Genomic DNA, 21,907 nt, shown 5'->3' on the forward strand with positions numbered 1-21,907 from the left:
TCGACCCGGTCGACCCCCGAGGCTCGCCGTCATGACCGCATCCCCGCTCGGCCGCGACTACCGGCTGCTCTGGTCCGCCGCCGTGTCCTCGCGCCTCGGCGACGCCCTGCGTACGCCGGCACTGGCGCTGCTGGCCGCGACGCTGACCCGCGACCCCCGGGTGATCGCGGCGGTGACCGTGGCCGGGCAGCTTCCGCCGCTGCTGTTCGGCCTGCTCGGCGGCGTGTACGCGGACCGCTGGGACCGCCGCCGCACGATGGCGGCGGTGGACGGGCTGCGCGCCGCCGTGGTGGGCGGGCTGGCGGTCGCGGTCGCCCTCGACCGGGCCGGCGTCGCGGCGCTGGTGGCGGCGGCGTTCCTGCTCGCCGCGCTCGGCACCCTGTTCGACGCGGCAGCGTTCGCGATGCTGCCGTCGGTGGTGCCGCCGGCCGCCCTGTCCCACGCCAACGGCCGTCTCCAGGCCGGCACGGCGGTGGCCGGGGGCTTCCTCGGCGCCCCCGCCGCCGGCGTGCTCTTCGCCCTCGCCGCGCCCCTGCCGTTCGCCCTCGACGCCCTCACCTTCGCCGCCGCCGCCCTCCTCACCCTCGCCCTGAGCCACCCGCGATCTTGCACGTTGCGCCCCGACAAACCCGCCAATACGCCGCAAAACGAGGACCACAACTGCAAGATCGCGGAGAGCGGGCGGGGGCCGGGGCCTGGCGGGAGGAAGGGGGCGGTGTGGCGGGAGGTCTTCGAGGGTGTGCGGTGGGTGCGCGGGGATGTGATGCTGTGGCGGATCACCGTGCTGACCGCCGGGAGCAACCTGGCGATCAGCGGGTTGCTGGCGGTGCTGGTGCTCTACGCGCTCGACGTGCTGCGGGTGCCGCCCGCCGGGTACGGGCTGTTCGCCGCGGCGGCCGTCCTCGGCGGGCTTGCCGGAGGGCTGGGGGCGGGCAGGCTGGCCGCCCGACTCGGCACAGTGCCCGCGCTCCGCGCCGTGCTCGCCGCCCAGGCCGTCGCGCTGACCGGGCTCGCGCTGGCCCGGCACCCGCTGCCCGGCGGGCTGGCGCTGGCCGTCTTCGCGGCCGGCACCACGGTGTGGAACAGCCTCTGGGCCGCGTACGGGCAGGGCCACGTGCCGGCCCACCTGCTCGGCCGGGTGGGTTCCGCCCAGCGGATGGTCGGCCTGCTCACCGCACCGGTGGGGGCGGCGCTCGCCGGGCTGGGCGGTGCGGCGTACGGGGTCGGGCCCGTGGCGGCGGCGGTGGCCGGCGTCTTCGTGCTGGTCACCCTCGCGGCGTGGCGGGTGCTGCGACCGTCCGCCCCGGTGCCGCCCGCCGCCCCGCCCACCACCGCCGGGACAGCAGGCCGGCCAGGGCGGCCCCCGTCGCGTTGAGCAGCACGTCGTCGACCGAGGAGACCCGGCCGAGGTCGAGCGCGTACTGCAACGACTCGACCAGCACGGAGCCGGCCGAGCCGAGCAGGAACAGCCGCCCGACGCCGGCCAGCGCGGCCAGCCGTACCGGGGCGAAGAAGCCCAGGGCGGCGAAGACCAGCAGGTTGCCGACCACCTGGACCACGGCGGTCACCGGCGGCCCGGCCAGCAGGTCGACCAGGTCCCGCAGCGGCACCACGTCGACCTGGCGGGGCGCGGCGCGCGGGGTGAGGATCATCCACACCCAGGGCAGGGTGCCGGCCATCGCGCCCACCTCGGCGACGCTGCGCCGCCACGCCTCCCGCGCGGTCGCGGCGTCCCGCCGGCCGCGGGCGAGCACGGCGGTGGCCAGGACCAGCAGGGGCAGCCCGGCGAGCACGGCGAGCAGGACGTCGCCCCAGTCCCGCCACACCTGCGCCACCGGCGCAGCCTAGCCGGGCACCGCCTGGCGGTGGTGCGTCGCGATCCGGCGCTGGGACCGCCCAACCTTTTCCGGGGGCCCGTGCGTCTGCCAGGTGACGCCGCACGCGACGGCTGGCCGGAGGGGAGGGCGGATGGGACCGGCGACGACCGACGACGGGCGGGACGGCTACGTCACCTTCGTCGAGTGCCACCAGCACCGGCTGCTGCGCGCGGCCTACCTGGTCTGCGGCAACCGGCACCAGGCCGAGGACCTGCTCCAGGACGCGCTGCTCAAGCTCGCCCTGCGCTGGCCCACCGTGCGGCACGGCGACCCGGCCGCGTACGTGCGGGCCATCCTCTACCGCGACGCCGTCTCCTGGTGGCGGCGACGCCGACGGGAGTGGCTGAGCGCGTACCCGCCGGAACGGGCGACGCAGGAGGGCGACGGGGCGCTGCGGCTCGCGCTGCGCGACGCGCTCGACCACCTGCCGCCCCGGCAGCGGGCGGTGCTGGTGCTGCGCTACTTCGAGGACCTCACCGAGGCGGCCACCGCCGAGGCCCTCGGCGTCACCGTCGGCACCGTGAAGAGCCAGTGCCACGCGGCGCTGCGCCGGCTCCGCGAGGTCGCACCGGAACTGGGCCGCGACGACGGCCTGGCGAGCGGGATGGAGGTGACGTCGTGAAGGAAGAGGAACTGACCCGACTGCTGACCCTGGCCGCCGAGGACGTCCGGCCGGCACAGCCGGCGACGGCGGGCTGGGAACGTGCCCGCCGGGTCCGGCGCACCCGCCGCGCCGCCGGTGCCGCCGCGCTCGCGGTCGCGCTGCTCGCCGGCGGTACGACAATCGCACTGCGCCCCACCGACCCATCGCCACCGGCCACCAGCGCGACACCGAGCCCGACCCGGCACCCCGCGCCCGTGCAGACGCCGCCGGCCGAGCTGAGCTACCCCGGTGATCCGCTGGGCCGGCTCGGTGACCCGGTCGGCGCGACGCTCTCGGCCAAGCCGGTCCGCCGGGCGCTGGCGCTGCACCAGCCGGTCGACCCGCAGACCGGCACCGAGGGGCGGATCCGGGTGCTCGGCGACGACGGCATCGTCCGCGACCTCGACGTGGTCACCCCGGCCCGGACCCGCGACGCCGAGGGCAACGAGGCGGTGCCGCTGAAGGCCGGCAGCCTCTCCCGGGACGGGCGGACGGCCGCCTTCGCCCAGACCGACGAGGTGATCGTGGTCGACCTGACCACCGCGGCGGTCCGCCGGTTCCCGCTCAAGGGCTACCTGGAGCACGTCCTCTGGTCCGGCGACCGGCTGCTCGTCGGCGACGACGCGACGACGTACGAGGTGGACCCGCGCACGGGCACCGCCCGGAAGCTGCCGGTGTCGCCATGGAACGTCGTCACGCCCGACCCGGCCGCCCCCGACCTGCGCGACCCGGCCGACCCCGGTCGGGGCGACCGGCCGAACGTCCTGTTCGAGCTGGGCGGTACGCCGCTGAGCCTGACGCGGATCGAGTGGGGCGGCGGCGGCACGCACCGGGGCAGCCGCGCGGTCGACGTCCGCGCGCTGCCCCCCGGCAACCTGGTCGAGGATTTCTACGGGCGCGGCTGGCAGCGCGGCGACCTGGTGGCCCGGGCCGGCTGGATCACCACCGGCAACACGGGTTCGCTGGAGGGGGTCGCGGTGCTGGACGCCCGGACCGGGGTGGTGACCCACCTGCTCAACCTGGGCCGGGACGTCTGGAAGGGCTGCTGCGAGGTGCTCGGCTGGGACCGCGACGGCTCGGTGCTGCTCCGCCACAGCCCCGGCGGGCTACTGCGCTGGCGGCCGGACACCGTCGAGATCACCGGCGTGACGCGGAACCTGTACGGCGCGGTCTCCCTCGCCGCCGGCTGAGCCCCGCGGGACCGGCCGGCGCGTCAGCTCGGCAGGCCGCCGGGCTGGTCGCCCTTCACGACGGGGGCCCGGACCAGGTTGCCCCACTCGGTCCACGAGCCGTCGTAGTTGCGCACCTGCGGGTAGCCCAGCAGGTGCCGCAGCACGAACCAGGTGTGGCTCGACCGCTCGCCGATTCGGCAGTAGGCCACGATGTCGTCGTCCGGGGCGAGCCCGAGCTGGTCGGCGTAGATCGCCCGCAGCTCGTCGGGCGACTTGAACGTGCCGTCGTCGTTCGCGGCGGACTTCCACGGCTTGTTCACCGCGCCCGGGATGTGCCCGCCGCGCAGCGCGCCCTCCTGCGGATAGTCGGGCATGTGCAGCATCTCGCCGGTGTACTCGCCCGGCGACCGGACGTCGACCAGCGGGCGACCCGCCGCGACGTGCGCCATCACCTGCTCCCGGTACGCCCGCAGCGGCGCGTCGTTGCGCTGCGGCACCGGGTAGTCGGCGCGCGGCCGGGACGGCTTGTCGCGGGTCAGCTCCCGGCCCTCGGCGGCCCACTTCTGCCGCCCGCCGTCGAGCAGCCGCACGTCGGGGTGGCCGAAGAGCGAGAACACCCAGAGGGCGTACGCGGCCCACCAGTTGAAGTTGTCGCCGTAGAAGACGACCGTGTCGTCCCGGCCGATGCCCTTGGCGGCACACAGCTCGGCGAAGCTCCTCGCGTCGAGGTAGTCCCGGGTCACCTGGTCGTTCAGCTCGGTGTGCCAGTCCACCTTGACGGCGCCCGGGAGGTGGCCGGTGTCGTAGAGCAGCACGTCCTCGTCGCACTCGATGACGACGAGGCCCTCGTCGCCCAGGTGATCGGCCAGCCACTGGGTGGTGACGAGCCGCTGCGGGTCCGCGTACGACTGGAGTCGGGGATCGGGATCGCTCGGCACAGGCATGATCCCCAAGGTACGCCGGATCGCGGGCCGGCGGCCCGCCATCGGCAACCGGGTCGCCGGAGACGGGTGCGGGCAGCGATGCCGGGGGCGGCGGTCAGGCGCGGCGGTGGGCGATCCGACCGGCGACCACGGTCACCAGGCAGGCGCCGTCGGCGTCGAACACGGCCAGGTCCGCGCGACCGCCCGGCACCAGCTCCGGCGGCACGGCGGCGGCCAGCACCCGCAGGTCGCCCCGGTCCACGGCGGCCCGCAGCGCGGGATCGGCCACCTGTCGCGCCAGCACCGCGTCACTCCCCGACGCAGCAGCGCGTGCACCCGCTCGCGCGGGGTGTCGGCGGCCGGCAGCGGGGCGTCGTGCAACAGCCCCGGCCCGAGCGTGCCCGGCCAGCAGCGGACCCGGGCCCCGGCGTACGTCCCGGTCAGCTCGGCCAGCGGCCCGACCGCGACGATCCGGTCGGCCCGGACCACGACGGCGGCCCCGGCGGTCGGCGGGGCGTCGGGAGCGGTCCGCAGCAGCGGCGCGGTGTGCAGGGTGAGCACGGCTCAGTCCGTGACCGGGCCGAGCGACGGCCGCTTCGCGGTCACCGTGTCGCCGGACGAGCGGCCGGTGAGCCGGCGCTTGATCCACGGCGCCAGGTGCTGCCCGGCCCAGCGCAGGTCGGCGGCCCGCGCGGCCAGCCAGGGCGTCGGCGCCGGGTGCGGCGGCACCATCAGCCACTCCTCGTCGCAGCCCACGCCGAGCGCGGTCAGCACCTGCCCGGCCACCCGCCGGTGCCCGGCCGCCGAGAGGTGCAGCCGGTCGGTGCTCCACAGCATCGGGTTCAGGTAGGCGTCGTCGGCGTACAGGTCGACCAGGATCGCGCCGTGCCGCTCGGCCGTCTCGCCGACGGCCCGGTTGAGCAGCTGCACCCGGGGCGCGACGAGCCGCTGACCGGGCAACCGGGCCATCACGTCGGCAAACCGGAAGAGGACCACGTCGGCGCCGCCGGAGCGCAGGTCCCGGACCACGTCGTCGAAGCGGGCCACCAGCGCGTCCGGGTCGAAGGTGCGGCGCAGCACGTCGTTGCCGCCAGCGGCGAAGCTGATCAGGTCGGGCTTCATCGCGAGCGCCGCCGGCACCTGCTCGGCCACCACGTTCGGGAAGAGCCGGCCCCGGATGGCCAGGTTCGCGTACCGGAAGTCGGGGCCGGCCTCGGCGGCGAGCCGGGTGGCCACGAGATCCGCCCAGCCCCGGTACGTGCCGTCCGGGTACGCGTCGTCCATGCCCTCGGTGAAGCTGTCTCCCACCGCCACGAAACTGCGCCAGCGCACCCGCGCCTCCCTCTGTCGCCCCGGTCGACGCCGGCCAGTCTGTCACCGGGCCGCCCGGCCCGTCACCGCGCCGACCGCCCGACGTGGCGGAGGTCCCACCGGACACGCCGGGGCCGTCGCGCCCCGTGTCGCGACGGCCCCGGCGATGGTGGGCGCCGGGTCCGACCGGCGCACGTGTCCGCGCCTCAGGCGCGGTGACCGATCGGGCGGCCCAGCGCCGCCGGCTCCGGGCGGCTGGTCACCTCGCCGGAGGCGCTCACCTCGTGGATCCGGGCGGGCTGGCCGTTCTCGTGCACCCGGATCACCATCGCGCCCCCCGCGCCGAGGAAGAGGGAGAGGTGGCCGCGGGTGGCCTCGACCGGCAGCGACGCGTTCCGGCCGGTGGCGGTGTCGACCAGCGTCCAGCCCGAGACGATCCGCGAGGGATCGGTGGCCTGCGGGCCGACGGCGACGTAGCGGCCGTCGTCGGAGACGCCGGTGACGGTGAAGCCGCCTTCCTCGGTCTCCGCGCCGTGCCGGACCGCACGGACCAGCCGGCCCCGGGCGTCCCGGACCACGATCCGGTCGTCCGCCCGGTACGCCTGGAAGTCGCCGTTCGCCGAGCGGACCGTGTCCCGGGCGAACTGCTCCGGCGTCTGCGCCGTGAAAGCGCCGGTCGCCAGGTCGAGCAGGCCCTTCGTGCCCGAGCCGACCAGGATCACCTTCATGGAGCCGGAGTCGCCGGCCCAGGCGGGGTGGTTGCCGAGGCAGTAGACCCGCTGCGGCAGGGTCTTCCGGTCGGAGCCGTCCAGGTTCGCCACGGTCAGCCGCCCCTCGCCCCGGTCGTTGCCGGTCACCCAGGCGACCCGCCGGCCGTCGGGCGACACCGAGACCGAGTTGCCCACGCAGTACCGCTCGTTCGGCACCTCCGCGTGCCGGGTCACCCTGCCGTCGCGCAGCGAGGTGACGTACTGGCTGCCGCCGTCACGGGTCAGGTAGTAGAGGGTGGCCGGGCCGCCCGCCGCGCCGCCGTTGCCGGTGGTCGACACGGTGGAGGAGCCGGCCGGCTGGGCCGCCGGGGCGACGGCCGGCGGGTCGGCCGGGGCGGCGGGGGCGGCGGGGGCGGCGACCGGCCCCGAGACCGGAGCGGAGCAGGCCGCGCCGCCGAGGAGGGCCAGGGCGGCCACCGAGAGGGCCACGGCCCGCCGGAGGGTCTGGGTGCTGCGGGCGGCGCGGGCGACGGCAACGGTCATGATTCTGTCCTCTGTGGATGGTGGTGCGCGGTGGTGACGCCATCCCAGACGTCACCTCGATCGGACGGGGTTGCCGGTCGCCGGAAGAAATTCCGCGAACTCTTTCGACGCGAAAGGCGGGCCACCCCGGGGAGGGGTGGCCCGCCTTCGACAGGGCAGATCCGGCTCAGTCGGCGACGCCCAGGATCTGCTGCGCCTTCAGGGACGTCGGCTCCGGCGTCTCGCTGATCTTCCGGCCGTCGCCGTCGAGCAGCACGAGCACGTTGCGGTCACCCGCGCCGACCCTGGCGACCAGCGTCCCGTCCGCCTGGAAGTACGCCTGGAGCAGCCTCCGGCCGCCGAGTTCCAGGTCGAGCTTCCTGCCGGTACGCGTGTCGAGCACCGCGTTGACGTCGAGTTCCCGCGCCACGTCGCCCGACTCCTCGCCCGGCCCCCGCAGGCGCAGCGCGATCCGGGAGCCGTCCGGGGAGAGGCTCGCGACGTCGAAGCAACTCCTGTCGGCGTTCCCGCCCAGGTTCGGGACGGACCGGCTCTTCCGCCCGTACTGGTCCGTCAGCGTCACCCGACCCGACGAGGCGTCGGGGAAGGCGAGCACCTTCCCGTCGGCGGACCAGAGCGGGTGGCAGCCCCGCAGGTCGCCGATCCGGGTGAACTTCCCGGTCGACAGCTCGACCACCCCGACCTCGGTGACCAGGCTCGGCTCGGCCGAGACGACCCGCAACACGGTGACTCGCTGCGAGTCGGGCGCCCACGCCGGCGTCCAGCAGTCCGGGTCGACGAGGTTGCCGCGGTAGGTCCGCGCGCCTGTGCCGTCGACGTCGGCGACGTGGAGGTACGAGGAGTCGTCGACCCAGGCCACCCGCTCGCCGTCCGGCGAGACGACCGCGTTGCTGATCGCCGCGTCGGTCGGAACGGAAAGAAGCCGGACGGGCTCGGAGCCCGGTCGGAACGACCAGAGGCGCACCGGGCCCGTGCCCTCCGCACTGCGCTGCGGGCCGTAGAAGACCCGCCCGATGGTCGCGGTCGGCCCCGCCGCCCCGGAGCTCACTGCGGCCTCCGGGGAGGCGGTGGTCGTCGGCGTCGCCTCGCTCGGGGTCGGGGTCGGGGTGAGGGTGGTCGAAGGGGTGGTGGCCGGCACGGGCGCGGGGCCGTCGTCGCGGGGCATCAGCGCGAACGCGGTGCCGGTGGCCGCGCCCAGCATCACCACTGCGGCGGCGGAGGTGGCGACGGCGCGCTGGACGCCGAGCCGACGGGAGGTACGCAGGGCCCGGTCGCGCAGGTCGACCGGGCTGACCTCGTCGGCGAGCGCGGCCAGGTCGAGCCGGAGGCGGTCGTCGTTCATCGGGCGCTTCCTTCCAGGACGTACAGCTCGGCGAGTTCCGGGGCGACGGTGCGCAGCTTGGCCAGGGCCTTGGAGGTCTGGCTCTTGACGGTGCCGACGGTGACGCCGAGCAGGTCGGCGGCCTCGGCCTCGGTGCGGTCCTCGAAGAACCGCAGGACCAGCACGGCGCGCTGCTTGGCGGAGAGCTTCTGCAACGCGGCCCGCAGGGTGAGCCGGAGCGTGGTCTGCTGGGCGTGGTCGGGGGCCGAGTCGCCTCCGCGCGGCTCGGGCATCTCGCCCGGCATCGACTCGGCGACCCGGCGGCGCCGCCACCAGGAGACCTGCAGGTGGTACATGGTCTTGCGGGTGTACGCCTCGGCGTTTCCGCTGTGGTGCAGCCGGTTCCACGAGCGGTGGGTCCGGGCCAGCGCCGACTGGACGAGGTCCTCGGCGAGGTGCTGGTCGCCGGTGAGCAGGTAGGCCGACCGCAGCAGCGCCGGGGTGCGGGTCCGGACGAACGAGTCGAACTCACTCAGGAGAGGGTCCACACGAGCCGATCCTTGGGGGTAGGTGGTGCAGGGTCGTGACGCCATCCCAGACGCCACCCCGATCCGACGGGGTTGCCGCCGGCCGCGAAAATCTTCCCCGCGCGCGACAAATCGGATCGCCGACCCGTTGGCGCCCGCCGTACGCTGCGCCAATGCTGCTACGCATGTCGACCCTGCTGCTCCGGACCCTGCGCGAGGACCCGGCCGACGCGGAGGTGCCGAGCCACCGGCTCCTGCTGCGGGCCGGCTACATCCGTCGCGCCGCACCGGGCGGCTACACGTGGCTGCCGCTGGGCAAGCTGGTGCTGGACCGGGTCACCGAGGTGGTCCGGCAGGAGATGACGGCGATCGGCGACCAGGAGGTGCACTTCCCGGCGCTGCTGCCGGCCGAGCCGTACCGGACGAGCGGCCGGTGGACGGAGTACGGCGACGACATCTTCACCTTCGCCGACCGGCGCGGCGCCGAGCACCTGCTCGCGCCCACCCACGAGGAGCTGGCCGCGCTGCTGGTCAAGGACCTGTTCACCTCGTACCGGGACTTCCCGGTGACGCTCTTCCAGATCCAGACGAAGTTCCGGGACGAGGCCCGGCCCCGGGCCGGCCTGCTGCGCGGGCGGGAGTTCCTGATGAAGGACGCCTACTCGTTCGACCTCGACGACGCGGGGCTGGCGGCGGCGTACGACCGGCACCGGGGCGCGTACCGGCGGATCTTCGACCGGCTCGGGCTGGAGCACACGATCGTGCGGGCGATGTCGGGGGCGATGGGCGGTTCGGCGTCGGAGGAGTTCCTGGCGGCGACGCCGGTCGGCGAGGACACCTTCGTCGGCTGCACCGCCTGCGACTACGCCGCGAACACCGAGGCGGTGACCACGCCCGCCCCGCCGGCCGGCGACCCGGACGCGCAGCCCGCGGCCCAGGTGCACGACACTCCCGAGACCCCGACCATCGCCAGCCTGGTCGAGTTGGCCAACGCCCGCCGGCTGGGCGGCCGGGACGACTGGACCGCCGCGGACACCCTGAAGAACGTGGTGCTCCGCCTGCGCCGACCCGGCGCGGAGGAGGCCGAACTGCTGGTGGTGGGGCTGCCCGGCGACCGCGAGGTGGACCTGAAGCGGCTCGGCGCGGCGGTCGCGCCGGCCACCGTGGACGTCTTCGACGGCTGGGACGCCCACCCTGAGCTGGTCCGCGGCTACATCGGCCCGCAGGTGATGGCGAAGCTCGGCATCCGCTACCTGGTCGACCCGCGGGTGGTGCCCGGCACCGCCTGGCTGACCGGCGCGAACGAGCCGGGCCGGCACGCCACCGGCGTGGTCTGTGGCCGGGACTTCGTGCCGGACGGCACGATCGAGGCGGCCGAGGTGCGGGTCGGCGACCCCTGCCCGGCCTGCGGCACCGGTGAGCTGACCATGCGGCGGGGCATCGAGATCGGGCACATCTTCCAGCTCGGCCGCCGCTACACCGACGTCTTCGCCGTCGACGTGCTCGGCCCGGCCGGCAAGCCGGTCCGGCCGACCATGGGCTGCTACGGCATCGGGGTGTCCCGGGCGGTGGCCGCGATCGCCGAACAGCACCACGACGAGCGGGGGCTGGTCTGGCCGGCGGCGGTCGCGCCGTGTGACGTACACCTGATCGCCGCCGGGAAGGGACCGCAGCTGGAGGCGGCGCTGGAGCTCGGCGGGCGGCTCGCCGCCGACGGCCTGCGGGTGCTGGTCGACGACCGGACGCACGTCTCGGCCGGGGTGAAGTTCACCGACGCCGAGCTGGTCGGCATCCCCCGCGCCGTCGTGGTCGGCCGCCGCCTCGCCGAGGGGTACGTCGAGCTGCGCGACCGGGCCTCCGGCGAGCGCGTCGAACTGCCGGTGGACGGGCTGGCGGGGCGACTCGTCGCGGAGGTGCTCCGGGAGCGCGGCGACGTGTAGCGGGCGCGCCACGGGGTACCGCAGTCGGATCGGCCGGATGTTCTCTGGAGGCTCTCATGACCGGTTACCGGGTCAGCGACGTGATGACGAAGCAGGTCATCTACCTGCCCGCCGAGACCACCCTGGACGAGGCGGCCCGGGTGATGAAGGAGGCGGACATCGGCGACGTGGTGGTCACCGACGGTGCCACCCTCGCCGGCATGCTCACCGACCGGGACATCGTGGTGCGGGCGGTGGCGGAACGCAGCGATCCGGCCGCCACCACGATCGGCTCGATCGTCACCCGGGAGGTGGTGATGATCGAGCAGCACTCGACGGCGGCCGAGGCGGCGGCCCTGATGCGGGAGCGGAGCATCCGGCGGGTGCTGGTCTGCGACGCCGATCGCAAGCTGGTCGGCATCGTCTCCCTCGGCGACCTCGCGATGCAGCTCGACCCCCAATCGGCGCTGAGCGAGATCAGCGAGCAGGCCCCGACCGCCTGAGGTGCAAGGAAGGGCCCCTTCCTAACGCCTCCGGTAGAGGAAGGGGCCCTTCCTAACACCGGTAACCTCGGGAGCATGTCTTCCATGCCGGCCAGGCTGGCCGAGATCGTCGACGAGTTCGCCGCCGCGCCCCGCGACGTGGTGCTGGAGATGCTGCTGGAGTACGCCGACGTCGTCCCGCCGCTGCCCGCCGGCGCCACCGACCGGGAGGGCATGGAGCAGGTGCCGGAGTGCCAGACGGCGTTCTTCCTGCGCGCCCGGGTGACGCCGGAGAAGACGGTGGAGACCCTCTTCGACTGCCCGCCCGAGGCACCCACCACGCGGGCGTTCGCCGGCATCCTCGCCGAGGGGCTGGCCGGGGCGAGCCCGGACGAGGTGCTCGCCGTCCCCGACGACCTCTACCAGCGGATGGGGCTGGCGCAGGCGATCAGCCCGCTGCGGGTGCGCGGCGGCACGGCGATCCTGGCCCGGCTGAAGCGGCAGGTCCGGGAACAGATCGGCTGACCTGCGGGTTGTCAACCGGCATGGAGATCGAGATCTACGCCGACGTGGTCTGCCCCTGGTGCTACATCGGCAAGCGTCGGCTGGAGCAGGCCCTGGAGTCGTACGACGGCGAGGTGACCGTCCGCTACCGGCCGTACCAGCTCGACCCGTCGCCGGTGCCCGAGCCGCGCCCGCTGGTCGAGGCGATGGCCGCCAAGTTCGGCGGGCAGGACCGCGCCCGGCAGATGTTCGGGCACGTCACCGAGGTGGCTGCGGGCGCCGGGCTGAAGCTCGACTTCGACCGCGCGGTCGCGGCGAACACCTTCGACGCGCACCGGCTGGTCTCCTGGGCCACCGAACGCGGCCGTGCCGCCGAGACGGTCGACGCGCTCTACCGCGCCCACTTCACCGACGGGGTCGACGTCGGTTCCCGGGACGCGCTGGCCGCGCTCGCGGGCGAGGTCGGCCTGGACGCGGCGGAGGCGCGCCGCTTCCTCGACTCCGACGAGCGGGTGGCCGACGTCTCCGCCGAGCTGGCCGCCGCCCGCCAGATCGGGGTGACCAGCGTGCCGACCTTCGTCCTGGCCGGCAAGTACGCGGTCACCGGCGCCCAGGAACCGGAGACGCTGCTCGCCGCGCTGGCCGAGGTGGGGCGCCGCGAGTCCGCCGGCTGAACCGACGCGCCCGACCGGACGCCGATGTTTCACGTGCAACGGTATCGACGTCGGTCAGCGGCTAGGCCGGTCGGGCCAGGTCCTCCACCACGCGGGCGCCGGGCAGCGCGCCGAGCGCCGGCCCCGGCAGCGCGATCTTGCTGTGCCGTACGCCGGACCCGATGATCACGTGTGGCGTGGCGATCACCCGGGAGTCGACCAGGATCGGCCACTGCTCCGGCAGGCCGATCGGGGTGATGCCGCCGTACTCCATGCCGGTCAGCTCCACCGCGTCGGCCATCGGCGCGAAACTCGCCTTGCGGACGTCGAGCGCCCGGCGGGCCACCCCGTTCACGTCGGCGCGGGTGGTGGCGAGCACGACGCAGGCCGCGTAGCGGACGACCCCCTCGCGCTTGCCGGCCACCACCACGCAGTTCGCCGACACGTCCAACCCCACCTCGTACGCCGCGCAGAAGGCGGCGGTGTCGGCCAGCTCGGCGTCGATCGGCGCCACCAGCACGTCGTCGACGTCCACCGGAGCATCGGCGGGCCACTGCCCGATGGCGGCGGCGACCGGCGGGGCGAGCAGGTCGAGCCGGGTGCGGGCGGGTTCGGTCTTCAGCGTCCCCATCACGCCTGCGATCCTCGCACCGCTCCGCCCGGACCGCCCACCGGAGCCCGGCCCGTCCCGGGGACCGGTCACCCGTCCCGGGGACTACCCGCCCGGCAAGCGGTCACCGGGCGGTCGGACGTCGGTCAACTGCCGGTGAGGAAGCCGTTCTCGCGGAGCAGCGTCCGGTCCCGCGCGGCGGCCAACTCCTCCGCCCGCTCGGCCTGGATCCGGCGCACCTCCATCTCCTCCAGGGCGTGGCGGATGGCGAGTCGGATGACGCCGTACAGGAAGACGAACCCGGCGACGTAGAGGATGACGGTGGCGACCATGGCGAACATGGCGTCACGGTAGGCCGGACGTGAACGCGCGGGCCGTTCATCTTGCGCCGGTTCCCCCGTACGTGTCGGCCAGGTGGTCGGCCCAGGTCCGGGCACCCGTCGGGGTCGCCTCGGTGACCAGGCCGCCGGAGCGCAGGGCGCGGCCGACCCTCCCCGGGATCCGCACCGGCAGCAGCGGGCGGCGGGACCGCCGGGCGGCGTTCCAGGCCCGGACCGCCTCGTCGAAGCGGATCACCTCCGGCCCGCCGTACTCCTCGACGCCGTGCAGCGGACCGGCCGTGAGCCGCTGGACCAGCCGGCCCGCGACCTCGCCGGGGTCGACCGGCTGGGCGAGCACCGCCGGGTCGCCGATCACCGGGCCGAGCCGGCTCGCGCCGCGCAGCATGCCGTCGAGGAACTCGGGGAACTGGGTGGCCCGCAGCACCGACCAGGGCACCGGCCCGGCCGCCACGACCTGCTCGGCGGCGAGTTTGTGCCGGTAGTAGGGGATCGGGACCCGGTCCACCCCGACGATCGAGACGTAGCCGAGGTGCCGTACGCCCGCCCGACCGGCGGCGACGACCAGCCGGCGGGTGCCGAGCACGTCGACCCGGTGGGTCTGCCGCCCCCGGTTCGGCGACGAGGCCAGGTGCAGCACGGCGTCCACGCCGGCCACCGCCTCGGGCAGCCCTTCCCCGGTGGCCAGGTCGACCACCACCCACTCCGCCGACGGATCGGTACGCGGCCGCCGGCTCGTCGCCCGCACGCTCCAGCCCTCGTCGCGCAGCCGCGGCAGCACCACCCGCCCGAGCCGACCGCCCGCCCCGGTGACCAGCACCCGCATGGTTTCCTCCTTCTCCGGCGTCCCGCGCCCGCCGCGCGGCCACAGGGCTGACGGCGCCGCCCCGACGGGCGTGACGGGCTGTGCGCCGGCTCACCGGAGCAGGTCGGCCGCCGTCAGCAGCACGAAGAACCCGATCACGATCTCGCTGACCACCCAGGAGTGCTGCCGGGCCCAGTCCCGGATCCGGGGCAGCACCGTCGCGGCCCGGTGCCCGAGCAGCAGCAGCGCCAGCAGGGGCAGGGCCAGCAACGCGAGGGTCAGCAGGACGAACGGCAGCAGGTGCCACCAGGGCAGGTCGTGCCGGGCGGCGCTCGCCCCCACGGTGACCATCGTGAGGTCGTCCGACGGCATGGCCAGGAAGAGCAGCACGCCGAGCCGCAGCGCGTAGCCGGGGCCGGCCCGCTGGAGCCCGCCCATCCACTTCGGCGTGCCCGCGGTGTGCCGGCGCAGGAAGACGACCACCGCCAGGACGACCAGCAGCGCCAGCACCACCACGTCGATCCGGCTCTCGACCGCGCGGCGTCCGCCCCCACCGGCCCCGACGTTGACCTTCACGGCCCGGGTGACCAGCCAGCTCGCCGTCACCCCGCCCGAGACCACGAGCCCCGCGCCGGCCAGGTAGCCCAGCGAGGCGGCACGCGGCCGGTCGGCCGAGGCGAGGAAGACCGCCGCGACCAGCTGGGTCCCGGCGACCATCACCACGGCCATCGGCAGGATGGTCAGGAAGTTCATCGCCCGCCCATCCTCCCGGTCGCGCCGTCCGCCCCGGGTCGATTCGCACATCCCCGGTGCCGGCCGGGGGCGGACGGCGGCAAGCCCGGAGCCGGCCCACCGCGCATCCGGCGGGCACGGGGCCCGGCCGGCCGGATGCGCGGTCAGCAGGACGCGGTTCAGCCGGACGCGCGAACTCCGGACGCCCCGGGTGCCACCCGGCCGGCGAGCAGGACCCCCACCAGGGCCAGCCCGCTCGCCACCGCGAGCGTGCCGGCGTAGCTGCCCGGTCCCGGGGCCGCGCCGGCGGCGAGCACCGCGCCGGTGAGCGCCAGCACGGTCGCCGCGAAGAGCGAGTCGCCCAGTTGCAGGGACGAGCTGTTGCGGCCCTGCTCGCCGGGGGCGGACAGCTCCAGGGTGAGCACCGACAGCGAGGGGTAGAGCAGCCCCATGCCGAGCCCCGCGCCGGCCCAGCCGACCACTCCGACCCACACCGGCACCGCCGGCGCGACGGCGACCGCCACCACGGCGATGCCGGCCGTGATGCAGGCCAGCCCCGCTCTCGGCAGGGTGGCCCGGGAGCGCGGCGCGGGCATCCGCCCCTGCGCCCAGGAGCCCACCGACCAGGCGAGCGCGCCGGTGGTGAGGACCAGGCCGGCCGCCGTCGGCGACAGGCCACGCTCCCGGGAGAGCATCAGCGGGATCACCACCTCGGCGCCGACGAACGCCGCCGAGGCCAGCCCACGCAGCCCGATCACCGTCGGCAGGCCCCGGCCGGCCCGCAGGAACCCGGCCGGCAGCAGCCGCGGCGCGCAGACCAGCAGACCGACCAGCGCCAGGGCCACCAGGCCGACGGCGGTGGCACCGCGCTGCTGGCCCCCGATGTGCAGCAGTGCGGCGCTCACCCCCGCCCCGCAGGCCCAGCCGATCCGGGCCGCCGCGCCGGCCGGCGGTCCCGTCGTCGTCGTGGCCGCGCCGATCGCGCGCAGCCCGGGGTGGATCAGCAGCACCGCCGGCACCGCCACCGCCGGCACCGCCAGGAAGACCCACCGCCAGCCGAGGTGCTCCACGATCAGGCCGGCCAGCGCCGGCCCGACCAGCGACGGTACGACCCACGCGGCGGCGAACGCCGCGAAGATCCGCCGGTGCAGCGTCTCCGGGTACGCCTGCCCGACGATGACGTAGAGCGCCACCGAGAGCAGGCCGGAACCGAAGCCCTGCACGATCCGGCCGGCCACCAGGGCGCCCATGGCCGTGGCACTGCCGGCGACGACCAGCCCCACCACGAACCAGACGAGCCCGTGCCACATCGGCGCCCTGGGGCCCCGGGCGTCGCACCAGATGCCGGAGGCCACCATCGCGAGCACGCCGGCCGCGAACGGGCCCCCGAAGGCGATCCCGTAGAGGGCCAGCCCGTCGAGGCTGCGGGCGACGGTCGGCATCGCGGTGCCCACCGCGAGCGCCTCGAACGCGAGCAGCGAGACCAGCGCGACGCTGCCGACCGTCATCGCCCGCAGCCGGGGCGCGAAGAGGCCGGCCGCGGGCGGAACCAGGACGGTCGGCGCCGCCGTGGCGGTCATCGTCGGCCCGCCGGACGGGGCAACCGGAGCAGCCGGTGGCGGGCGCGGACCCGGGGGTCGGCCGGGCCCACCAACCCGGAGCGGAGAAGTTCGATCAGCATGGGGTCAGCCTCCGACCTCAACCCGCATTGAGGTCAAGGGTGACCCACCTCTCTCAGGCCGCCTCCAGCGCCTCCCCGAGCCCCTTCGCCAGCCCGGACAGGTGCTGGTCGGCCAGCAGGTGGCCGGCGGTGATCACCAGCGCCAGCGGCCACTCGATGACCTGGAGCGCGGCGAGCACCCCGAGGCCCGCGTAGTAGGCGAGCTTGTCCGGCGGCGGGACGGCGACCTCCCCCAGGCCCGGGATCTCCACCCGCCGGGTGAACGCCCGGATCGTCTCGTGCGCCCCGCTGAGCGGTCGCGTCAGTGTGCTCATCCCGGCCTCCCCGATGACGGTGACAGTGGATCCGGGATTCCACCGGCGCGGCCGTCCATGCACCGCCGGTGGGGAGAAACTTCCCCTGCTCGGAGGGCATAACGGACGGTCCGCCGGGAAGCCAGGGCGCCGGAGCGGAGGCGTGGGAGGCGAGATGGCGTACGGCGGGAGCAGCAGCAGCGGGGGGCCTGGCCGGCGCCTGTCCGGTCGTACGCCTCGATGACCTCGCTGGGCCGCGCCGCCGGCCGGCTCCTGCCGTCCGTCGCCGTGCCACAGGTCGTCGGCGAGGCGTCCCGGACCGTCGGCGCCGCCGCCACCCGGCTGGCCCGGGTGGCCGGGCTGACCAAGCGTCGGGTCTGGTCCCGGCCCGGGCGGCACCACATCGAGGTGCACGGCGTCTGTCAGGACGGCGGCGACACCCTCGCCCGGCAGGTCGAGGCGGCGCTGGAGCGGCTGCCGGGGGTGGAATGGGCCCGGGTCAACGCCCCGTCGGGCCGGGTGGTCGTGGCCGTCGGTACGCCGGAGCCGAGCCTGCGCGACCTCGTCGCGACCGTCGCCCGCGCGGAACGCACCTGCCCGCACGAACCGGACCCGGAGATCCCGCCGCCGCACCCTCCCGAGGAGGGGCCGCGCACGCCGCGCACCCTCGGCGGGCTGGCCTCCGACGCCCTCGGCCTGACCATCTCCGCCGCCACGAGGATCCTGCCGTTCACGCCGGTGCCCGGGGAGGTCGCCGGGCTGCTCGGCGCGGTCGACCTGCACCCGAGGCTGCACGCGCTGGCCGACCGGGGCCTGCGCGCCGATCCGCGCGCCGACCTGCTGTTCCCGCTGGCCGAGGCGGTCGTGCAGGGCCTGACCGGCGGCTGGGCCGGGATCGTGCTCGACGGCGCGCAGCGGGTGGTGCAGTGGGGTGAGGCGCGGGCCCAGCTCCGGGCCTGGGCGCAGGCGGAGCCACGGCTGACCGGGGACCCGGAGCGGGCCGTCGCCCGGACGCCGAAGGTCGAGCGTCCCCGCCCGAAGCCGGACGGCCCGGCCGAGAAGTACGTCGTCCGGATGCTCACCGCCGGCGCCGCCGCCGCGGCCGCCGCCGCGCCCGTGGTGGGCCGGAAGCGGGCCGCCGCGCTGGGGCTCTCCGCGCTGCCGAAGGCTCCCGGCAGCGGCCGCGAGGGCTACGCCGCGCAGCTCGGCCGGATCCTCGCCCGGCGCGGGGTGATCGCGATGGACCGCAGCGTGCTGCGCGAGCTCGACCGGATCGACACGCTGGTGCTGGACGCGGCGGTGCTCGGCTCCGACCGGGGCGTACTGGCGGACCTGGCGCCGCTGGACGGGGCGGACGTCGGACAGGTGGCGACCCGAGCGTTCACGCTGTTCGACCCGGCCGCACCGTGGGAGCTGCGGCGCGCCGACGGCTGGCGGCTCGGGCCGCTGGACGCGCTGGACGCCGAGGACCCGGGTGACACCGCCGACAGCCGCCGGCTGCGCGAGGGCGGCGGATCCCTGCTCGGCCTGGCCGACGGCGACACCCTCGCCGCCGTGCTGCGGGTCGACCCGGAGCCCGCGCCGGGCGTGGACGCCCTGCCCACCGCCGCCCGCCAGGCCGGCCTGCGGGTGGTCGTGGCCGGCGACGACGACCGGCGGTACGGCTTCGCCGACGCCCACCTGCCCGGCGGCGACCGGTTGGCCGAGTCGGTGCGGACGCTGCAGTTCGCCGGGGCGGTGGTGATGGTTGCCTCCGGCGACCGGGCCGCGCTCGGCGTCGCCGACTGCGGCCTGGGGATCTCCGCCCCGGAGGACCTGCCGCCCTGGGGTGCGCACCTGCTGGTCGGCACCGACCTGCGGGTGGTGGCGCTGCTGATCGAGGCGACCGGGGTGGCCCGCCGGATGACCCGGCAGAACCTCGGCCTGGCCCTGGCCGGGACGGGCCTCGGCGCGCTGGGGGCGTTCACCGCCGCACCCGAGCTGCTGCCCGGCCGCACCCTCGCCACCGTGAACGGCGCGGCCGCGCTGGCCTTCGCGCACGGCGTCGTACGGGCGCGCCGCCTGCCCGACCGGGCGGACACCCCGGCGCCGGCGGTCACCGCCTGGCACCTGATGCCGGCCTCGGCCGTCCTCGACCAGCTCGGCACCGCGCCGGGCGGGCTGGCCACGGCCGAGGCCGAGCGCCGCCGGAACGGCGGGACCGGGCAGCCCGCCGGGCCGACCGGGCTGCTGCGCGCCTTCGTCGACGAGCTGGCCAACCCGCTGACGCCGGTGCTCGCCGCCGGGGCGGTGCTCTCCGCCACCTTCGGCTCGCTGGTCGACGCCGCCCTGGTCGGCGGGGTGGTCGGCGGGTCCGCGCTGCTCGGCGCGGTGCACCAGCGCAACACCGAGCGGTCGCTTGCCGAGCTGCTGTCCCGCTCGGCGGTGACCGCCCGGGTGCGCCGGGACGGCGCGGAACGGGTACTGCCCGCCGAAGACCTGGTGCCGGGGGACGTCGTCCTCCTCGAATCGGGGGACGCCGTCCCGGCCGACTGCCGGGTGCTGGAGTCGGCCGGCCTGGAGACCGACGAGTCCTCGCTCACCGGCGAGTCGCTGCCGGTCGGCAAGACCGACCAGCCGGTCGTCGCCGCGGCGGTCGCCGACCGGCGGTCGATGCTCTACGAGGGCACCACCGTCGCCGCCGGCAACGGCACGGCGGTGGTGGTGGCGACGGGCGCGGACACCGAGGCCGGGCGGAGCCTGGCGATGGCCCGGCAGGCCCCTCCGGCGAGCGGCGTCGAGGCCCGGCTGGGCAGGCTGACCCGGGCGGCGATCCCGCTGGCCGCCAGCTCGGCGGTGGCGGTGGCCGGCGCGGGCCTGCTGCGGGGCGTGCCGCTGGCGGAGACCGCCGCGACCGCCGCGAACCTGGCCGTCGCCTCGGTGCCGGAGGGGCTGCCGTTCCTGGTCAGCGCCGCCCAGTTGGCCGCCGCGCGGCGGCTGGCGGAGCACGGCGCGCTGGTCCGCAACCCACGCACCATCGAGGCGCTCGGCCGGGTGGACGTGCTCTGCTTCGACAAGACCGGCACGCTCACCGAGGGGCAGCTGATGCTCGCCGGGGTCGGCGACGACAGCCGGTACGCCCCGGTCGACCGACTCGACGACGATCAGCACGCCACCCTCGCCACCGCCCTGCGGGCCACCCCGGCCGCCGCCGACCCGCACGAGCTGGCTCAGCAGACCGACCGCGCCGTCCGCTACGGCGCCCAGGCGGCGGGGGTCGTCGAGCAGACCGGCGCGGACGGGTGGGAGGCGGTCGGCGGCCTGCCGTTCGAGCCGTCCCGCGGCTACCACGCCACGGTGGGGCGCAGCGGGCGCCTGCTGCTGCTCAGCGTGAAGGGGGCGCCGGAGTCGGTGCTGCCCCGATGCTCCGCCTGGCGTACCCCGGGGGGACGCGACGAGCCGCTCGACGACGAGGGGCGCGCCGGGCTGCACGCGACGCTCGCCGACCGGGCCGGGGCGGGGCACCGGATCCTCGCCGTGGCGGAGTGCCGGGTCTCGTCGCCCGGCGTCACCGACGAGCAGGTGCGCGACCTGACCTTCCTCGGCTACCTGGCCCTCGCCGACGGGGTGCGGGAGAGCGCCGCCCCGGCCGTACGCCGGATCCGCCAGGCCGGCGTGCACACCATCATGATCACCGGAGACCACCCGGCGACCGCCGAGGCGATCGCGGCCACCATCAGCGACCACGACGAGCAGCGGGTGGTCACCGCGACGGAACTCGACCAGCTCGACGACGAGGCCCTCGCGGCCCGGCTGGCCGCCACGGACGTGGTGGCCCGGTGCACCCCCGCGCACAAGGTACGCATCATCCAGGCGTTGCAGAAGTGCGGGCGTACGGTCGCGATGACCGGGGACGGTGCCAACGACGCGCCGGCGATCCGGCTGGCCGACGTGGGCATCGCGCTCGGCCAGCGGGGCACCCCGGCGGCCCGGGCGGCCGCCGACCTGGTGGTCACCGACGACCGGTTGGAGACCATCATCGCCACCCTGGTCGAGGGCCGGGCGATGTGGTCCTCGGTACGCCACGCACTCAGCATCCTGGTCGGCGGCAACCTCGGCGAGATCGCGTTCAGCGTGCTCACCGCCGCCGCCACCGGCCGGTCGGCGCTCACCGGGCGGCAGCTCCTCCTGGTCAACCTGCTCACCGACCTCGCTCCGGCGCTGGCGATCGCGATCCGGCCCCCGGCCGCGGACCGCACCGACGGCCTGCTGCGGGAGGGGCCGGACACCTCCCTCGGCGAGACGATGACCCGGGAGATCGGGCTGCGCGCGGCCGCCACCACGCTGGGCGCCACCGCCGGCTGGACGCTGGCCCGCTACACCGGGCGGCCCCGGCGGGCGGGCACGGTCGCGCTGGTGTCGCTGGTCGGCACCCAGCTCGGGCAGACCGTGCTGGCCGGCGGCACCAGCCCGGCCGTGCTCGCCTCCACCGCCGCGTCACTCGGGGCGCTGGCGGTGGTCGTGCAGACGCCGGGGGTCAGCCAGTTCTTCGGCTGCACGCCGCTCGGCCCGGTCGGCTGGACCATCGCCACGGGCTCGGCGCTCGGCGCGACCTTCGCCAACGGCGTGCTCACCCGCCTGGTGGAACGCCTGCCGCAGTCCGGCCCGCACGGCGCGGAACGATCCGACGGCGGCGCGGAACGATCCGACGGCGATACGGGCGAATCCGACGGCGGCGCGGGCGAAGCGGCGTCGCAGCGGTGACCGCCGCTTGAGCCGTCGGCCCTTCCGTGTCGACGCTGTCGAGCTGCCCCCACAGACGGGGCAGGCCCGTCCGCCTCACGCCCGTCGGCGTCAGCCGTAGGCCTCACCGTGAGCTTCACC

21 protein-coding genes and 1 pseudogene are annotated in these 21,907 nt (G+C 76.0%); 8 read left to right on the forward strand and 14 right to left on the reverse strand.

Going from position 1 to position 21,907, the window contains the following annotated elements; translation table 11 throughout:
• Window positions 1-31 precede the first annotated feature (31 nt).
• Window positions 32-1,375 carry an MFS transporter gene (locus tag ACZ6Q9_RS15230; protein ID WP_393457561.1) on the forward strand — a complete coding sequence of 448 codons (1,344 nt, stop codon included), beginning with the start codon at window positions 32-34 and terminating at the stop codon, window positions 1,373-1,375.
• Here ACZ6Q9_RS15230 and ACZ6Q9_RS15235 read toward each other — a convergent pair.
• Window positions 1,266-1,835 carry a VanZ family protein gene (locus tag ACZ6Q9_RS15235; RefSeq protein WP_393457564.1) on the reverse strand — a complete coding sequence of 190 codons (570 nt, stop codon included), beginning with the start codon at window positions 1,833-1,835 and terminating at the stop codon, window positions 1,266-1,268. The two genes, ACZ6Q9_RS15230 and ACZ6Q9_RS15235, sit on opposite strands and share 110 nt — an antisense overlap.
• Before the next feature lie 133 nt (window positions 1,836-1,968).
• Here ACZ6Q9_RS15235 and ACZ6Q9_RS15240 point away from each other — a divergent pair, with 133 nt between their 5' ends.
• Window positions 1,969-2,499: a SigE family RNA polymerase sigma factor gene (locus ACZ6Q9_RS15240; RefSeq protein WP_393457567.1), complete on the forward strand. Its 531-nt coding sequence runs from the start codon at window positions 1,969-1,971 to the stop codon at window positions 2,497-2,499.
• Window positions 2,496-3,710, forward strand: coding sequence for a hypothetical protein (locus ACZ6Q9_RS15245; protein ID WP_393457570.1), 1,215 nt, complete (start codon window positions 2,496-2,498; stop codon window positions 3,708-3,710). Before ACZ6Q9_RS15240 ends, ACZ6Q9_RS15245 begins: the two co-directional genes overlap by 4 nt.
• A gap of 23 nt (window positions 3,711-3,733) precedes the next feature.
• Here the strand turns inward: ACZ6Q9_RS15245 and ACZ6Q9_RS15250 are convergent, their stop codons facing one another.
• The 7 genes and pseudogenes from ACZ6Q9_RS15250 to ACZ6Q9_RS15280 all read right to left on the reverse strand — a co-directional run bounded on the left by ACZ6Q9_RS15250 (window position 3,734) and on the right by ACZ6Q9_RS15280 (window position 9,048).
• The gene (locus ACZ6Q9_RS15250) at window positions 3,734-4,636 is read right to left on the reverse strand and encodes a sulfurtransferase (RefSeq protein WP_393457573.1); all 903 of its coding nucleotides are present in this window, start codon (window positions 4,634-4,636) and stop codon (window positions 3,734-3,736) included.
• A 94-nt stretch (window positions 4,637-4,730) separates the two neighbouring features.
• Window positions 4,731-4,919 (reverse strand): hypothetical protein, encoded by a 189-nt coding sequence (locus ACZ6Q9_RS15255; RefSeq protein WP_396829285.1) that lies wholly within the window; start codon window positions 4,917-4,919, stop codon window positions 4,731-4,733.
• Between the two features lie 152 nt (window positions 4,920-5,071).
• Window positions 5,072-5,176: pseudogene (locus tag ACZ6Q9_RS15260) on the reverse strand (hypothetical protein); the annotation flags it as partial.
• A gap of 3 nt (window positions 5,177-5,179) precedes the next feature.
• Window positions 5,180-5,947, reverse strand: coding sequence for an SGNH/GDSL hydrolase family protein (locus ACZ6Q9_RS15265; RefSeq protein ID WP_393457579.1), 768 nt, complete (start codon window positions 5,945-5,947; stop codon window positions 5,180-5,182).
• Window positions 5,948-6,132: 185 nt separating this feature from the next.
• Entirely contained in the window at window positions 6,133-7,179 is a 1,047-nt protein-coding gene (locus tag ACZ6Q9_RS15270) for a hypothetical protein (RefSeq protein WP_393457582.1), read from the reverse strand.
• 166 nt (window positions 7,180-7,345) lie between these two features.
• Window positions 7,346-8,521 (reverse strand): hypothetical protein, encoded by a 1,176-nt coding sequence (locus tag ACZ6Q9_RS15275; RefSeq protein WP_393457585.1) that lies wholly within the window; start codon window positions 8,519-8,521, stop codon window positions 7,346-7,348.
• Window positions 8,518-9,048 (reverse strand): SigE family RNA polymerase sigma factor, encoded by a 531-nt coding sequence (locus tag ACZ6Q9_RS15280; RefSeq protein ID WP_393259586.1) that lies wholly within the window; start codon window positions 9,046-9,048, stop codon window positions 8,518-8,520. Before ACZ6Q9_RS15280 ends, ACZ6Q9_RS15275 begins: the two co-directional genes overlap by 4 nt.
• 152 nt (window positions 9,049-9,200) lie before the next feature.
• Between ACZ6Q9_RS15280 and ACZ6Q9_RS15285 the strand changes: the two genes are divergently transcribed.
• From ACZ6Q9_RS15285 to ACZ6Q9_RS15300, 4 genes are all read left to right on the forward strand, one after another.
• Window positions 9,201-10,967, forward strand: a complete 1,767-nt coding sequence (locus tag ACZ6Q9_RS15285) for a proline--tRNA ligase (protein ID WP_396829202.1) — start codon at window positions 9,201-9,203, stop codon at window positions 10,965-10,967.
• 56 nt (window positions 10,968-11,023) lie between these two features.
• Window positions 11,024-11,449, forward strand: a complete 426-nt coding sequence (locus ACZ6Q9_RS15290) for a CBS domain-containing protein (RefSeq protein WP_393259582.1) — start codon at window positions 11,024-11,026, stop codon at window positions 11,447-11,449.
• Window positions 11,450-11,524: 75 nt separating this feature from the next.
• Complete coding sequence (locus ACZ6Q9_RS15295; RefSeq protein WP_357705247.1) at window positions 11,525-11,953, forward strand: SufE family protein; 429 nt, start codon at window positions 11,525-11,527, stop codon at window positions 11,951-11,953.
• 20 nt (window positions 11,954-11,973) lie between these two features.
• A complete protein-coding gene (locus ACZ6Q9_RS15300; protein ID WP_393457594.1) occupies window positions 11,974-12,606 on the forward strand; it encodes a DsbA family oxidoreductase in 633 nt (210 codons plus the stop codon).
• Between the two features lie 61 nt (window positions 12,607-12,667).
• Here ACZ6Q9_RS15300 and ACZ6Q9_RS15305 read toward each other — a convergent pair whose 3' ends face one another.
• From ACZ6Q9_RS15305 to ACZ6Q9_RS15330, 6 genes are all read right to left on the reverse strand, one after another.
• Entirely contained in the window at window positions 12,668-13,216 is a 549-nt protein-coding gene (locus ACZ6Q9_RS15305) for a YbaK/EbsC family protein (protein WP_350677797.1), read from the reverse strand.
• A gap of 125 nt (window positions 13,217-13,341) precedes the next feature.
• A complete protein-coding gene (locus ACZ6Q9_RS15310; protein ID WP_350702403.1) occupies window positions 13,342-13,536 on the reverse strand; it encodes a hypothetical protein in 195 nt (64 codons plus the stop codon).
• 37 nt (window positions 13,537-13,573) lie between these two features.
• On the reverse strand, window positions 13,574-14,359 hold the full coding sequence (locus tag ACZ6Q9_RS15315) for an SDR family oxidoreductase (protein WP_393259578.1): 786 nt from the start codon (window positions 14,357-14,359) through the stop codon (window positions 13,574-13,576).
• 90 nt (window positions 14,360-14,449) lie between these two features.
• Entirely contained in the window at window positions 14,450-15,091 is a 642-nt protein-coding gene (locus ACZ6Q9_RS15320; RefSeq protein WP_393259577.1) for a GAP family protein, read from the reverse strand.
• A 158-nt stretch (window positions 15,092-15,249) separates the two neighbouring features.
• Window positions 15,250-16,650 (reverse strand): MFS transporter, encoded by a 1,401-nt coding sequence (locus ACZ6Q9_RS15325; RefSeq protein ID WP_393457597.1) that lies wholly within the window; start codon window positions 16,648-16,650, stop codon window positions 15,250-15,252.
• A gap of 154 nt (window positions 16,651-16,804) precedes the next feature.
• Window positions 16,805-17,065, reverse strand: coding sequence for a hypothetical protein (locus tag ACZ6Q9_RS15330; protein WP_357450175.1), 261 nt, complete (start codon window positions 17,063-17,065; stop codon window positions 16,805-16,807).
• 219 nt (window positions 17,066-17,284) lie between these two features.
• Here ACZ6Q9_RS15330 and ACZ6Q9_RS15335 point away from each other — a divergent pair, with 219 nt between their 5' ends.
• Window positions 17,285-21,787 carry an HAD-IC family P-type ATPase gene (locus ACZ6Q9_RS15335; protein ID WP_396829203.1) on the forward strand — a complete coding sequence of 1,501 codons (4,503 nt, stop codon included), beginning with the start codon at window positions 17,285-17,287 and terminating at the stop codon, window positions 21,785-21,787.
• Window positions 21,788-21,907 lie beyond the last annotated feature (120 nt).

The organism is Micromonospora sp. NPDC049139 (assembly GCF_055586845.1).